Genomic DNA, 13,528 nt, shown 5'->3' on the forward strand with positions numbered 1-13,528 from the left:
AACGCCCTGCGGTTCCGGTCACACCGGCCGCGTGCGCCCCTCCCAGTACGGATCCCGCAGCCGCCGCTTGTACAGCTTGCCGTTGGGGTCGCGCGGCATCTCGGTGATGAAGTCGACGCTCTTGGGCCGCTTGTAGCCGGCGAGTTGCCCGGCGCAGTGGTCGAGGATCGTGGCGGCGAGGGCGGGGCCCGGCTCGTGGCCCGGGGCCGGTTCGACGACGGCCTTGACCTCCTCGCCCCAGTCGTCGTGCGGGATGCCGAAGGCGGCGGCGTCGGCGACGGCCGGGTGGGCCAGGAGGACCGACTCGATCTCGGCCGGGTAGATGTTGACCCCACCGGAGATGATCATGTCGATCTTGCGGTCGCGCAGGAAGAGATAGCCGTCCTCGTCGAGGTAGCCGAGGTCGCCGACGGTGAAGAAGTCGCCGATGCGGTTCTTCCTCGTCTTGGTCTCGTCCTTGTGGTAGGCGAAGCCACCGGTGTTCATCTTGAGGTAGACGGTGCCGAGTTCGCCGGGCGGCAACCGGTTGCCGTCGTCGTCGAAGATCGCGAGTTCGCTGATCGGCCAGGGCTTGCCGACCGTGCCGGGCTTCTTCAGCCAGTCCTCGGCGGTCGCGAAGGCGCCACCGCCCTCACTGGCGGCGTAGTACTCCTCCACACAGGGACCCCACCAGTCGAGCATCGCCCGCTTCACATGGTCCGGACACGGTGCGGCGCCGTGGATGGCGTGCCGCATGGAGGAGACGTCGTAGCGGGTCCGTATCCCCTCCGGGAGGGCGAGCAGACGGTGGAACTGTGTCGGGACCATATGGGTGTGTGTGCACTTGTGGGTGTCGACGACACGCAGCATCTCCTCGGGCGTCCACTTGTCCATCAGGACCAGCCGGTGCCCTATGTGGAGGGACGCGCCCGCGAACTGGAGCACGGCGGTGTGGTAGAGCGGCGAGCAGACGAGGTGCACGTTGTCGTCGAACGGCTTGATGCCGAAGATGCCGAGGAACCCGCCCAGATAGGCCTCCTCGGGCGGCTTGCCGGGAAGCGGGCGGCGGATGCCGCGGGGGCGGCCGGTGGTGCCGGAGGTGTAGTTCATGACCCAGCCGAGCGTGCGGTCCTCGGGTGCCGAATCCGGCTGTCCGTCGAGGAGTTCGGCGTAGGGCCTGAAGCCCTCGACCTCGCCGACCGCGTATCGCTGGGTGGACGGGAGTCCGGCCTCGTCGGCGGCTCGGCGGACCGGGCCGGCGAAGCGCTCGTGGGTGATGAGCACCTTGGCGCCGGAGTCGGCGACGATCCAGGCGATCTCGGGGCCGACGAAGTGATGGTTGACGGGGACCAGGTAGAAGCCGGCCTGGGAGGCTGCCAGATACGCGGTGAAGAACTCGACGCCGTTGGGGAGGACGACCGCGAAGGCGTCGCCGCGCCTGAGGCCGGCCGCGCGCAGGCCGTGGACGAGGCGGTTGGTGGCGGCGTGCAGGCGACCGGCGGTCCACCGCTCGCCGTCGGGGGCGACGAGGACCGTGCGGTCGGGGTCGGCGGTGGCCTGGGCCCAGAAGCCGACGGGCGGGGTACTGACGGCGTGTGCCGCGGACGTGCTGGTCACTGGCCGCTCCTTCCGGCGATGCGGTTGATGCGGTCGACTGCTCGCTCGAAGCCGCGGGTGAGGTCGTCGAAGACGGCCTGGACACTGCGTTCGCTGTTCATCCGGCCGACGATCTGTCCGACGGGTGTGCCGAGCAGGGGCTCGACCTCGTACTTCTGGATCCGGGAGACGGCCTCGGCGACGAGCAGTCCCTGCAGGGGCATGGGGAGGGTGCCGGGCCCGTCCGGGTCGTCCCAGGCGTCGGTCCACTCGGTGCGCAGCTGGCGTGCGGGCTTCCCGGTCAGGGCGCGGGAGCGGACGGTGTCCCCGGAGCCGGCGGCGAGCAGCTTGGCGGTCAGGGCGGACGAGTGCAGATCCGCTTCTGTGGTGGTGAGCCACATGGAGCCCAGCCACACACCTTGGGCGCCGAGGCTGAGTGCGGCGGCCACCTGTTGTCCGCTTCCGATGCCCCCTGCCGCGAGTACGGGCAGCGGGTCGACCGCGTCGACGACCTCCGGGGTGAGCACCATGGAGGCGATCTCACCGGTGTGGCCGCCGGCCTCGTAGCCCTGGGCGACGACGATGTCGATGCCCGCCTCCTGGTGTTTGCGGGCGTGCCGGGCGCTGCCCGCGAGCGCGGCGACGAGCACGCCCCGGTCGTGGGCGCGCTCCACGACGTCCGCCGGTGGTGAGCCCAGAGCGTTGGCGAGCAGCTTGATCGGGTAGTCGAAGGCGACGTCGAGCTGGGTACGGGCGACCTGCTCCATCCATCCGGTGATACGCCAGCCGGAGACCTCCCCCGCGGCCAGTTCGGGGACGGCGTACTTGGCAAGGGTGTCCCTGATGAACTGCCGGTGCCCGTCCGGGATCATCGCCTCGACGTCGGCCTCGCTGACGCCTTCCACCTTCTTCGCGGGCATGACGACGTCCAGGCCGTAGGGCCGGCCGTCGATATGCGCCTCGACCCAGTCGAGGTCGCGTTTGAGGTCGTCCGGGGCCGTGTAGCGGACCGCGCCGAGCACTCCGAAACCGCCGGCCCGGCTGATGGCCGCGGCGACGGCGGGGAACGGCGTGAAGCCGAAAATGGCGTGCTCGACTCCCAGTTTCTTGCTCAGCTCCGTCTGCATGGGCGCAGGATGCCGCAGTCCTCCGGACGACGGAAGGCCTTTTCTGATGCTCCGTCAGATCTCTCCGTCGAACGCCCCGTTGACACAGCTCGCGCCTGACACGAAAGTTTCACCACGCACGGCGGTCCCGAAAGATACTTTCAGGCGGAGCGGCGGGAGGAACCTCGATGACCGACGGCACAAGCAGACCGACTCGACGTCAGCTGGGCAGGACGGCTCTGGCCCTGGGCGGTGCCCTGGCCATCGCGCCCTTCCCCGTCGGACCTGCGGCCGCCTCCCCCTCGGGCCGCGCCACCACGCTGCGGCACGGCTCCCCCGAGCGCGCCGGCCTCCTCCCCGACCACCTGCGCCAACTCGTCACCGACGCCGAGGCGTTCCTGGGCCCCTCACCCAAGCACCCCTGGTACGCGGGTGCCGTGCTGCTCGCCGGCCGTGGCGGCACCGTGGCGCTGCACGAGCCCATCGGGATGGCTCTGCGCTATCAGGCGTACGACGAGAAGACCGACACCGGCGTCGAGTTCCCGCCCGAGCAGCAGCTCCCCATGGCGCGGGACACCGTCTTCGATCTGGCCTCGGTCTCCAAGCTGTTCACCTCGATCCTCGCCGTGCAGCAGATCGAACGCGGTGCGCTCGGCCTGGAGGCGACGGTCGCCTCCTACCTCCCGGACTTCGGCCGCGCCGGCAAGCTGGACATCACGATCCGTCAGCTCCTCACCCACACCTCGGGGTTCCGGGCCTGGATCCCGCTGTACGCCGCGCCGACGTACGAGGAGAAGCTCCAGCTCATCTGGAACGAGGCGCCGCTCAACCCGCCCGGCACCAAGTACCTCTACTCGGACCTCAACCTGATCTCCCTCCAGCTGGTCCTGGAGAAGATCACGGGCCGTGCGCTCGACACCCTCCTGCACGAGGAGATCACCGGCCCGCTCGGCATGCGCCGCACCCGCTACAACCCGCCCGCCGCCTGGAAGCCGGTGATCGCGGCCACCGAGGACGCCCGCCTGCCCTGGTCCGGTCTGGACCGCGGGCTCGTGTGGGGCGAGGTGCACGACGAGAACGCCTTCAGTCTCGGCGGGGTCGCGGGCCACGCGGGCGTGTTCTCGAATGCCTGGGACCTTGCGGTCCTCGGCCGGACCCTGCTCAACGGCGGCGCCTACGGCCGCTGCCGCATCCTGGAGCCGGATTCGGTGGAGCTGATGTTCACCGACTTCAACACCGCCTTCCCCGGCGACGAGCACGGCCTCGGATTCGAGCTCTACCAGCACTGGTACATGGGCGCGATGGCCACCCCGCGCACCGCAGGGCACACCGGTTTCACCGGCACCTCACTGGTGCTCGACCCGACGACCGACTCCTTCCTCGTCGTCCTCGGCAACTCGGTCCACCCGGTGCGCAGTTGGCGCTCCGGCTCGGCTCCACGGGTCGCGACGGCCAACGACATGGCCCGCGCGGTGGCGGTCCGCCCACGGCACGGTCGTAGGGCATGGTTCTCGGGAATGGCGACCTCCACGAGCGCGACCCTCGCGCTCCCCGCGCTCGACACGTCGTCCGGCGACGGCCGGCTGTGCTGCGCCCTGTGGTGGGACACCGAGCCCCAGTCGGACGTCCTCGCGCTGGAGTCGACGACCGACGGGGGCGCCACCTGGCAGCCGGTCCCCTTCACGACGACCCGCCACGGCGAGCAGCCGCAGACCCACCCGACCGGCGTGGCCACCGGCTGGTCCGGCCGCGTATGGCACCGGCTCACGGCGGGCCTGCCCGCACACCGACAGCTGCTCCTGCGCTGGCGGTACGCCACCGACCGGCTGTACGTGGGACGTGGCGCGTACGTCGACGGCCTGCGTGTCGAGGCCACGGACACCGTCCTCTTCGACGAGGCCCGACCGGCGGACGCGGCCCGGATCACGGCGAGCGGCTGGACCGCCACCGCGAACTGACGGCTCAGCCCGGCACGTCCAGGCGCTGCGTGCCGATCACGGACAGCAGCCGTAGCGCCTCCTCTGACGGCGAACCGGGGGTGGCGGTGTAGATGACGACCCGCTGGTCGCGGTCGGTGATGTCGAGGACGTCGCAGTTGACGGTGATGGGGCCGACGACAGGGTGGTCGAAGGTCTTGCGCAGGGTGGGTGCGGCGGTCACCTCGTGGGTGGCCCAGAGCTCGGCGAACTCCTCGCTGCCGTCGAGGAGTTCGCGGACCAGTTCCGTCAGTTCCGGGTCGTCCGGGTAGCGGGCCGTGGCGGCGCGCAGCTGCTGCGTGGAGTTCCGGGCGAACTCGGCCACGTCAGAGACGCCGTAGAGCCGCCGGCCGTCCGGTTGCGGGCCGAGGAAGGCGCGCCGGACGAGGTTGCGCTCGCGGCGGGGCAGGGCGGAGAAGTCCTCCATGAGGGCGGCGGCGAGGTCGTTCCAGGCGATGACCTCGAAGGTCGCCGAGATCACGGTCGCCGCGGCGTTCGGCAGGCGGTGCAGCAGGTCGACGATGCTCTGGCGGACCTCGCGCGAGGGTCCCGGCGGTGGTCCGGGCGGCGCCCCGGCGAGGTGGTGGAGGTGGGCTCGCTCGGCTTCCGACAGGCGCAGGGCGCGGGCGAGCTGCGCCAGGACCTCGCGGGACGGGTGCGGGGCGCGGGCCTGCTCCAGCCTCGTGTAGTACTCGGTCGAGATGTACGCCAGGTGCGCCACCTCCTCGCGGCGCAGCCCGGGTGTCCGGCGGCGCGGCCCCGCCGGGAGCCCCACGTCGGCGGGGGTGACGCGCTCGCGCCTGTGGCGCAGGAAGTCCGCCATTTGTCGTCGGTCCACGTCTCCAGTGTGCGCGTGCGGTCGGGTGGCCAGCCAGGTACCGCCGGTGCCTGGATAGGCCCTGCGGTCGGTCGCAGGCTCGACGGCATGAACGAGAACACACCGATTCCCCCGACCGGCCTGCTCGACGGCAAGGTCGGATTCGTCACCGGTGCCGGCCGTGGCATCGGCGCCGCCGCCGCTCGGTTGTTCGCCCGTGAGGGCGCCCGGGTGGTCCTGGCGGCTCGCACCGAGTCGGAGCTGAAGGCGGTCACGGAAGAGATCCGGGCGGCCGGCGGCACCGCGGAGCACGTGCTGTGCGACCTGGCCGACGCCGACAGCGTCCGGGCCGCCGTCGACCGGGTCGTGGACCTGTACGGCCGGCTGGACGTCGCCTTCAACAACGGCGCGACCATCCAGCCGCCCGGCACGCTGGACCAGCTGTCGGACGCCGAGTTCGACCGGGTCAGTGCGGTCAATCTCAGGGGGCCGTGGCTGGCCATGAAGGCCGAGATCGCCGCCATCCGGGCCACCGCGGGGCGCGGCGCGATCGTCAACAACTCCAGCGTCGGCAGCCTCGCGGCCAACCCCGAGCTGCCCGTGTACGGCGCGATGAAGCGGGCGGTCAACAGCCTGACCGCGTCGGCCGCCGTCACGTACGGCCGCGAGGGCATCCGCGTCAACGCCATCGCGCCCAGCCTGACTCTCACCGAGATGGTCGACGAGTGGGAGCGCCAGTCCCCCGGCATCATCGACCGGCTCACCGCGCAGAATCCGCTGGGCCGCGCCGCCGACCCGGAGGAGATCGCCCAGGCCGCCGCATGGCTCCTGAGCGACCGCGCGTCCTATGTCAACGGTGTGATCCTCCAGGTGGACGGGGGCGTGCGCGCCTAGACCCCACTTTGGGGCGGGGCCTGGTCGGAACCCTCCAGCACCGCCATCGCCGCGTTGTGCCCCGGCACTCCGCTCACCCCTCCCCCACGCACCGCGCCCGCCCCGCACAGCAGCACGTTCGCGTGCCGGGTCTCCACGCCCCAGCGGCCGGCGCCCTCCTGGGCGTACGGCCAGGAGAGCTCCCGGTGGAAGATGTTTCCGCCGGGCAGGCGCAGGTCGCGTTCCAGGTCCAGCGGGGTCTTCGCCTCGATGCACGGGCGCCCGTCCTCGTCGGTCGCCAGGCAGTCGGCGAGCGGTTCGGCGAGGTGGGCGTCGAGCTGGGCGAGGGTGGACTTCAGCAGGTCCTCGCGGACGGCGTCGTTGTCGCGCTCGAACAGCCGGGCCGGTGTGTGCAGGCCGAACAGGGTGAGGGTCTGGTAGCCCTGTTCCACGAGGGCGGGGCCGAGGATCGTCGGGTCGGTCAGCGAGTGGCAGTAGATCTCGGACGGCGGGGCGGCGGGGAGCTGACCGGCGGCGGCCTGGGCATGGGCGGTGGCCAGCTGGTCGTAGCCCTCGGCGATGTGGAAGGTGCCGGCGAACGCCTCGCGGGGGTCGACGGAGCTGTCGCGCAGCCGGGGCAGGCGCTTGAGCAGCATGTTCACCTTGAGCTGGGCGCCCTCGGCGGGGGTCGGGGGCGTGTCCTGGGTGAGGGTGGCCAGTGCCTGAGGGGAGGCGTTCACCAGGACGTGCCGGGCGGCGACGACGCCCTCGCCGTCGTCCGTGCGGTAGGTGACCTCCGCCGTGCGGCCGTCCGTGTCGATCCGTACCGCCTCGTGCCCGGTGACGATGACCGCACCCGCCTCGCGTGCCGCGGCGGCCAGGGCGTCGGTGAGTGCGCCCATGCCGCCGACGGGGACGTCCCAGGCGCCGGTGCCGCCGCCGATCACGTGGTAGAGGAAGCAGCGGTTCTGCTTCAGCGACGCGTCGTGGGCGTCGGCGAAGGTGCCGATCAGGGCGTCCGTCAGGACCACGCCCCGCACCAGGTCGTCCTCAAAGCGCTCCTCGACCGCGTCGCCGATGGGCTCCTCGAACAGGATGCGCCAGGCGTCCTCGTCAGCCACCCGGCGGCGCAGCTCCTCACGGCTCGGCAGGGGCTCGGTGAGCGTGGGGAACACCCGCTGGGCGACCTCGCCGGTCATGCCGTAGAAGCGCTGCCAGGCCTCGTACTCACGCTCGCCGCCGGTGAGCCGGGCGAAGGCCTCCCGGGTGCGGCTCTCACCGCCACCCACCAGGAGCCCGGTCGGCCGTCCGTCCCGCTCCACGGGCGTGTACGAGGAGACGTCGCGCGTACTGACCCGGAAGGTCAGGCCGAGGTCCCGCACGATCTTGTCGGGCAGCAGACTGACCAGGTACGAGTACCGGGAGAGCCGTGCGTCGACCCCGGCAAATGGCCGCGTGGACACGGCGGCCCCGCCGGTGTGGTCCAGCCGCTCCAGCACCAGCACGGACCGCCCGGCCCGGGCCAGATAGGCGGCGGCGACCAGCCCGTTGTGACCTCCGCCGACGATGACGACGTCGTACGTACCGTGTCCCGTGGTTCCCTCGTGTGCAGGCATGGTTCTTCGTAACACGCGTTGATCTAGGTCGGCCAGAGGTACGCGGCCCTCGGCGGGCACGCCGGCTCAGGGGTCCGGACTGAATCCACGCACGCTGCGCAGCCCCAGGGACCGCAGGATCTCCTCGGCGGGCTTGCTGCGGGCCTGCAGGTAGAGGCTCTCGAAGAACGGACAGCACGGCGCCCGCCGGGCCACTCGTTCCGCTCGGATGTACGGTTCGAGGGTTTCCCACACCTGGTTGACGCGGAAGTGGAAGATGCCCAGGGCGACACGGGAGTCCACGATTCCGAGCGCGTACAGGATGGAGATGTACTCGTAGGTGAAGGCGACGTTGCGCGTCATGGATCGGGCCGGTTCGGGCAGCGCGTCCATTCCGCCGTCCGCCGGGTGGTCTCTGACGAGCTGCGTCAGGACGTATCGCTGGTCGCTCTGGAACTCCTTGTCGCGGATGTTGCGCATGGCTACTTCGAGCACCATGGTCATGTCGCTCGTGGAGCGCGCGTGCCGCGTCTGTCGGAGGGTGGCGATCCCCGACAGCACCAGGGCGATGAGTGAGACAGCAAGCGTGGCGGCGTTGTACATGGCGCCCTCCGGCTCGGTCGGAGCGTTGCCAGACGCAGTGTGACCGCCGTCCAAAATCACAACAAGGGGGCGGATTACGGCAGTTGGAGTTCGACCCCGTGAGCCGCGAGGGCCGGGATCACTGTCCGCCCGTCGCCCGCTGCTGGCGCAGCACCGCCACTCTCCGGTACAGCTCGACCGCCTCCGCGCCGCGGCCGAGTTGTTGGAGGCAGTGGGCCTCGTCGTTGCGGCTGGCGAGGGTGTCGGGGTGGGCGGCGCCGAGGACGCGTTCGCGGGCGGTGGCCACCCTGCGGTACTCGGTGAGCGCGTCCGGCCAGCGGCCCAGCCAGCCGAGACCCACGGCGACCTCGCGACGGCTGACCAGGGTGTCCGGGTGGTCGGGGCCCAGCACCCGCTCACGGATCGCGCACACGTCGCGGGACTCGGCGAGGGCCTCCTCCCAGCGCCCGAGGCGGCCGAGGTTGACGCCGAGGCCGTGGCGGGCGCGCAGGGTCTCGGGGTGGGCGGGGCCGTGGGCGCGGGTGCGGTTGTCGACGAGGTCCTGGTAGAGCCGGAGTGCCTCCGCGCTGCGTCCGAGGCGGCCGAGGCTGATGCCGACCTCGTAGCGGGCGGCGAGGGTGTCGGGGTGGTCGGGTCCGAGCGCCTGGGCGCGGGCGTCGGCGACCTCGCCGTAGGTCTGCAGGGCCTCCCCCCAGCGCCCCAACTGCCCGAGCGCGTAGGCGACTTCGTAACGCGTGACCAGGGTGTCGGGGTGGTGCGGGCCGAGGATGCGGGAGCGGGCGGCGGCGACCTCGTCGGCCATGCGGTACGAGTCCTCCAGGCGGCCGAGCCTGCTGAGGTTGAAGGCGAGGTTGTGGCGGCAGCGCAGGGTGTCGGGGTGCTCGGCGCCCATGCTGCGCTCGCGGGCGAGAAGCACGGACGTGTAGACCTGATGCGCGTCGAAGTGGCGGCCCAACTGACCGAGCACATACGCCATTTCCTGCCGGGCGGCGAGCGTGTCGGGGTGGTCCGGGCCGAGGGAGAGGCTGCGGGCGCGGGCGACGTGCTTGTACTCGCGCAGGGCGTCGGCGGCGCGGCCGGTACGGCTGAGGGTGAACGCCACCTCGTAGCGGCTGGCGAGGGTGTCGGGGTGGTCGGGTCCGAGGAGGTGCTCGCGTTCGGCGGCGACGGCCCGGTGCACCTCGCCCGCCTCGGCCCAGCGGCCCAGCCGGCCGAGGCTCAGCCCGGCGTTGTGCCGTCCGGCGAGCGCGGTGAGCGTCGCCGCGGACGGGGCGGACGGCGCCTCGGGTACGGCGGTCTCCTCGGGCCGGCCGGTGGTGGGCCGCGGGATCCACTCGCCGGTGAGTCCGGCCCCGGCGTCGGGGGGTGTGGTGCGCAGTCCGGCGCCGGTGGCCTTGTGGCCGGTGGTCATGCCGCGGGTCCAGGACGGCAGGCGGGGCTCGCGGGCCGGGGGCTCCGGGGGCCTGAGGGCCGGCTGCGGGGTCACCACGGTCGGCACGTACGCGGGTGTCGTACGGCCCAGACCGATCCGGCGGCCCAACTCGCGTCCGTCGTGCGGGCGTTCCTCGGGGCGCTTGGCCAGCAGGTCGAGGATGACCTTCTCGAAGTACTCGGGCAGCTCGGCGCGGTGACTGCGCGGCGGCCGGGGCGGGGTGTCGCGGTGGCCGACGAGGATCGCCCAGGGGTCGTCGAGGTCGAACGGCGGTACCCCGGTGGCGATCTCGTACAGCACGCACCCCAGCGAGTACAGGTCGCTGCGCTGGTCCACCGCCTCCCCGCCGATCTGCTCCGGCGACATGTAGTGCGGGGTGCCCATCGCGATGCCGGTGCCGGTCAGCCGGGAGGTGAAGCCGATGTCGTGGGCGAGGCGCGCTATGCCGAAGTCGCAGATCTTCACCGTGCCGTCGGCGAGCCGCATGATGTTCGCCGGCTTCAGGTCGCGGTGCACGATGCCCTGCTGGTGGGTGTAGCCGAGGGCGGCGGCGACCTGCTCGGCGATCTCGACGACGTCCGGGACAGGCAGCGGATGGTGCTTGTTGTCCTCCAGGAGCTGGCTGAGGTTGCGGCCCTCCAGCAGCTCCATGACCAGGAACAGGATGCCGTCGGACTCGCCGAAGTCGTGGACGACGGTGACACCGCGGTGCTGGAGGGCCGCGGCCACCCGGGCCTCGCGGCGAAACCGCTCCCGCAGGACACGGGTGAAGGAGTGGTCGTGGTGGGGTCCCATCGGCTTGAGGCACTTCACGGCGACGTGCCGGCCCAGCGACTCGTCGCGCGCACGCCACACCTCGCCCATACCGCCGCGCCCGATCAGATCGAGCAGCCGGTAACGGCCCTGGATCAGCCTGTTGTCCCCCATCTCCCGCGCTCGCCCCCCGTGATGGTCCGCCCCGCCCTCCCCGGCTCGTCCAGTATGGCGAGCTATCGTCCGAGTTTGTACGGTGCCGGGCGCGAGCCGGGACCGAGTCGTGCCATGGCGCGCAGGATGTGTTTGGGCGGGAGTTGCCAGCGCAGACGTGCGGGAACGCAGCGCAGCAGGGTGCCTGTGGCACGCAACTGACGGGTGACGGTGGCGGGTTTCGGGGCGGGTCTGCCGTACAGCTCGTGGGCGTATGGCGGCAGGGCGGCGTACGCCAGCTGCGCCACGCGCCGCCACAGCACCTCGCGCGCCGGGACGAGGAGGGTGTGCGTCGGCGGGCGGAGCAGAAAGTCGTCCACGGCGCGAGCCTCGGGTCCGCAAGCAAGCTCGGGGCGCACCTTCTCGAAGTACGCCGCCATCTCGGCCCGGTTCGCCGGTACGGCGTCGGGGTCGAGGCCCACCAGGCGGGCGCTGACCTGCTGTTCGGATATGTACCGGTCGGCCTGTGCGTCGGTGAGGGGGAGGCCCGAACGCCGCGCGACCTGGAGGTAGGAGTCGATCTCGGCGCAGTGCACCCACAGCAGCAGTTCGGGTTCGCCGACGCCGTAGCGCTCCCCCGTGTCCGGATCGGTCGCGCCCAGCAGGCTGTGGATCCTCCGCACGCGGGCGCCGGCCTTCTCGGCGGCCTCGGTGGTGCCGTACGTGATCGTCCCGACGAAGTTGGCCGTGCGCAGCAGCCGGCCCCAGGCGTCGCGGCGGAAGTCGGAGTTCTGCATGACGCCGCGTACGGCGCGCGGGTGCAGGGCCTGGAGATAGAGCGCGCGGATTCCGGCGACCCACATGATCGGGTCGCCGTGTATCTGCCAGGTCACCGAGTTCGGTGTGAACAGCCCGGGATCGCCCATGCCCGCAGGCTAACGCCGTACCCGCGGCATCCCCAGACCGATCCACGAGATGATCTCCCGCTGGATCTCGTTGTTGCCGCCGCCGAAGGTGAAGATCACGGCCGAGCGGTAGCCGCGCTCCAGCTCACCGTGCAGGACGGCGCCCGCCGAGCCCTCCTTCAGCGCCCCCGGTGCGGCGACGATCTCCATCAGCCAGGCGTAGGCGTCGCGGCGCGCCTCGGAACCGTAGACCTTGACGGCGGAGGCGTCCTGCGGAGTGAGCGTGCCGTCCTGGACGGCGCTCACCATCCGCCAGTTGAGGAGCTTGAGCGCGTCGAGCCTGGTGTGGGTCTGGGCGAGGCGGCGGCGCACCCAGGGCAGGTCGATGACCCGGCGGCCGTCGGCGAGCTTGGTCTCCATGGCCCAGCGCTGGACGTCGTGCAGCGCGCGGATCGCCATGGTGCCGTGGGCGGCGAGGGTGACGCGCTCGTGGTTGAGCTGGTTGGTGATCAGGCGCCAGCCCTGGTTCTCGGCGCCGACGCGGCGGGAGACGGGGACGCGGATGTTCTCGTAGTAGCTGGCGGTGGTGTCGTGCGAGGCGAGGGTGTTGATGAGGGTGCAGGAATAGCCGGGGTCGGTGGTGGGGACGAGGAGCATGGTGATGCCCTTGTGGGGCGGGGCGTCCGGGTCGGTGCGGACGGCCAGCCAGACCCAGTCGGCCGTGTCGCCGTTGGTGGTCCAGATCTTCTGGCCGTTGACGACGTAGTCGTCTCCGTCCCGTACCGCCCGCGTCTTCAGGGACGCCAGGTCGGTGCCCGCCTCGGGCTCGCTGTAGCCGATCGCGAAGTCGATCTCGCCGGAGAGGATCTTCGGCAGGAAGGACGACTTCTGTTCGTCCGTGCCGTACTGCATGATCGTCGGGCCGACGGTGTTGAGCGCCATGAGGGGCAGCGGTACGCCCGCCTGGGCCGCCTCGTCGAAGAAGATGAACTGTTCGATGGTGGTCAGGCCGCGACCGCCGTACTCCTTGGGCCAGCCCACGCCGAGCCAGCCGTCCGTGCCGAGCCGGCGGATCGTACGGCGGTAGTGGCGCTTTTGGGCTGCCGGGTCGGTGAAGCGGGTCTGTGCGAGGTCCGGCACCAGTTCGGCGAAATAGTCGCGCAGTTCGCTGCGCAGCCGCTGCTGCTCGGGCGTGTATTCGAGATGCACGGCGCCTCCAGGCTCCCCAAGAGCGGTCCTGACGGCGCACACCGTAGAACGTGTTCCAGAAATTGGGAACGGTCAGGCAGGGGTCCCCATGAAGTCGGTCACGTGAGAGTCCCCATGAAGTCGGTGCAAGCCCGCGCGCACTCCCGGCACGCCTCGGCCGTCGCCTCCCCGCCGGGCAGCGCCTCGAAGGCGTGCGCGCACTCGATGCACACCGACCGGCACCACTCCAGCTGGGCGCGGATCGCGGCCTCGTCGAGGAGGTTCTGCTCGGACAGCACATGGCAGGTCGCGTCACAGACCTCGGCGCACATGATGCCCTTGCGCCGCACGAGTTCCTGCTCCCTGGTCGCGTCCGGATCCACCAGGCTCGCGCGCAGGGCACAGGCCCGGGCGCAGTCGGTGCAGGCCTGGGCACACGTGAAGCGGTCCTCCAGGAACTGGACGAGTTGTTGCTGGGATGTCGTCGTGGTCACACGGGCCGGGTAGCCGCAGCGGGTGGGGCCAAACCCCGGGTTTCCCGGGGTTCCGGCT

11 protein-coding genes are annotated in these 13,528 nt (G+C 71.4%); 2 read left to right on the forward strand and 9 right to left on the reverse strand.

The annotated features are described in order from the left end of the window. Nucleotides 1-18 precede the first annotated feature (18 nt). Together OG254_RS03385 and OG254_RS03390 are read right to left on the reverse strand one after the other, a co-directional pair. Nucleotides 19-1,596 (reverse strand): acyl-CoA synthetase, encoded by a 1,578-nt coding sequence (locus OG254_RS03385; RefSeq protein WP_405577077.1) that lies wholly within the window; start codon nt 1,594-1,596, stop codon nt 19-21. Continuing rightward, entirely contained in the window at nt 1,593-2,702 is a 1,110-nt protein-coding gene (locus OG254_RS03390; protein ID WP_405577078.1) for an NAD(P)H-dependent flavin oxidoreductase, read from the reverse strand. Before OG254_RS03390 ends, OG254_RS03385 begins: the two co-directional genes overlap by 4 nt. 167 nt (nt 2,703-2,869) lie before the next feature. On the opposite strand from OG254_RS03390, the gene OG254_RS03395 reads away from it, so the two are divergent. Next, nucleotides 2,870-4,639 carry a serine hydrolase gene (locus OG254_RS03395; protein WP_405577079.1) on the forward strand — a complete coding sequence of 590 codons (1,770 nt, stop codon included), beginning with the start codon at nt 2,870-2,872 and terminating at the stop codon, nt 4,637-4,639. Nucleotides 4,640-4,643: 4 nt separating this feature from the next. Here the strand turns inward: OG254_RS03395 and OG254_RS03400 are convergent, their stop codons facing one another. Further along, nucleotides 4,644-5,495, reverse strand: a complete 852-nt coding sequence (locus OG254_RS03400; RefSeq protein ID WP_405577080.1) for a helix-turn-helix transcriptional regulator — start codon at nt 5,493-5,495, stop codon at nt 4,644-4,646. Nucleotides 5,496-5,582: 87 nt separating this feature from the next. Here OG254_RS03400 and OG254_RS03405 point away from each other — a divergent pair, with 87 nt between their 5' ends. After that, a complete protein-coding gene (locus OG254_RS03405) occupies nt 5,583-6,368 on the forward strand; it encodes an SDR family NAD(P)-dependent oxidoreductase (protein WP_405577081.1) in 786 nt (261 codons plus the stop codon). Here OG254_RS03405 and OG254_RS03410 read toward each other — a convergent pair. The 6 genes from OG254_RS03410 to OG254_RS03435 all read right to left on the reverse strand — a co-directional run bounded on the left by OG254_RS03410 (nt 6,365) and on the right by OG254_RS03435 (nt 13,470). Then, on the reverse strand, nt 6,365-7,963 hold the full coding sequence (locus OG254_RS03410; RefSeq protein WP_405577082.1) for a phytoene desaturase family protein: 1,599 nt from the start codon (nt 7,961-7,963) through the stop codon (nt 6,365-6,367). The genes OG254_RS03405 and OG254_RS03410 overlap by 4 nt on opposite strands. A gap of 66 nt (nt 7,964-8,029) precedes the next feature. Further along, nucleotides 8,030-8,545 (reverse strand): hypothetical protein, encoded by a 516-nt coding sequence (locus tag OG254_RS03415; protein WP_405577083.1) that lies wholly within the window; start codon nt 8,543-8,545, stop codon nt 8,030-8,032. Between the two features lie 118 nt (nt 8,546-8,663). Further along, on the reverse strand, nt 8,664-10,904 hold the full coding sequence (locus OG254_RS03420; RefSeq protein WP_405577084.1) for a tetratricopeptide repeat protein: 2,241 nt from the start codon (nt 10,902-10,904) through the stop codon (nt 8,664-8,666). A gap of 62 nt (nt 10,905-10,966) precedes the next feature. After that, nucleotides 10,967-11,809 carry an oxygenase MpaB family protein gene (locus tag OG254_RS03425; protein WP_405577085.1) on the reverse strand — a complete coding sequence of 281 codons (843 nt, stop codon included), beginning with the start codon at nt 11,807-11,809 and terminating at the stop codon, nt 10,967-10,969. Nucleotides 11,810-11,818: 9 nt separating this feature from the next. Then, nucleotides 11,819-12,997: an acyl-CoA dehydrogenase family protein gene (locus OG254_RS03430; protein ID WP_405577086.1), complete on the reverse strand. Its 1,179-nt coding sequence runs from the start codon at nt 12,995-12,997 to the stop codon at nt 11,819-11,821. Between the two features lie 98 nt (nt 12,998-13,095). Further along, the gene (locus OG254_RS03435) at nt 13,096-13,470 is read right to left on the reverse strand and encodes a four-helix bundle copper-binding protein (RefSeq protein ID WP_405577087.1); all 375 of its coding nucleotides are present in this window, start codon (nt 13,468-13,470) and stop codon (nt 13,096-13,098) included. Nucleotides 13,471-13,528 lie beyond the last annotated feature (58 nt).

Source organism: Streptomyces sp. NBC_01092 (genome assembly GCF_045039535.1).
Lineage (GTDB): Bacteria > Actinomycetota > Actinomycetes > Streptomycetales > Streptomycetaceae > Streptomyces.

What these genes read in the sequence shown, in the direction of transcription:
- OG254_RS03420 (WP_405577084.1), bottom strand. Translation starts at nt 10,904, where the DNA reads ATGGGGGACAACAGGCTGATCCAGGGCCGTTACCGGCTGCTCGATCTG.
- OG254_RS03415 (WP_405577083.1), bottom strand. Translation starts at nt 8,545, where the DNA reads ATGTACAACGCCGCCACGCTTGCTGTCTCACTCATCGCCCTGGTGCTG.
- OG254_RS03395 (WP_405577079.1), top strand. Translation starts at nt 2,870, where the DNA reads ATGACCGACGGCACAAGCAGACCGACTCGACGTCAGCTGGGCAGGACG.
- OG254_RS03390 (WP_405577078.1), bottom strand. Translation starts at nt 2,702, where the DNA reads ATGCAGACGGAGCTGAGCAAGAAACTGGGAGTCGAGCACGCCATTTTC.
- OG254_RS03410 (WP_405577082.1), bottom strand. Translation starts at nt 7,963, where the DNA reads ATGCCTGCACACGAGGGAACCACGGGACACGGTACGTACGACGTCGTC.
- OG254_RS03405 (WP_405577081.1), top strand. Translation starts at nt 5,583, where the DNA reads ATGAACGAGAACACACCGATTCCCCCGACCGGCCTGCTCGACGGCAAG.
- OG254_RS03425 (WP_405577085.1), bottom strand. Translation starts at nt 11,809, where the DNA reads ATGGGCGATCCCGGGCTGTTCACACCGAACTCGGTGACCTGGCAGATA.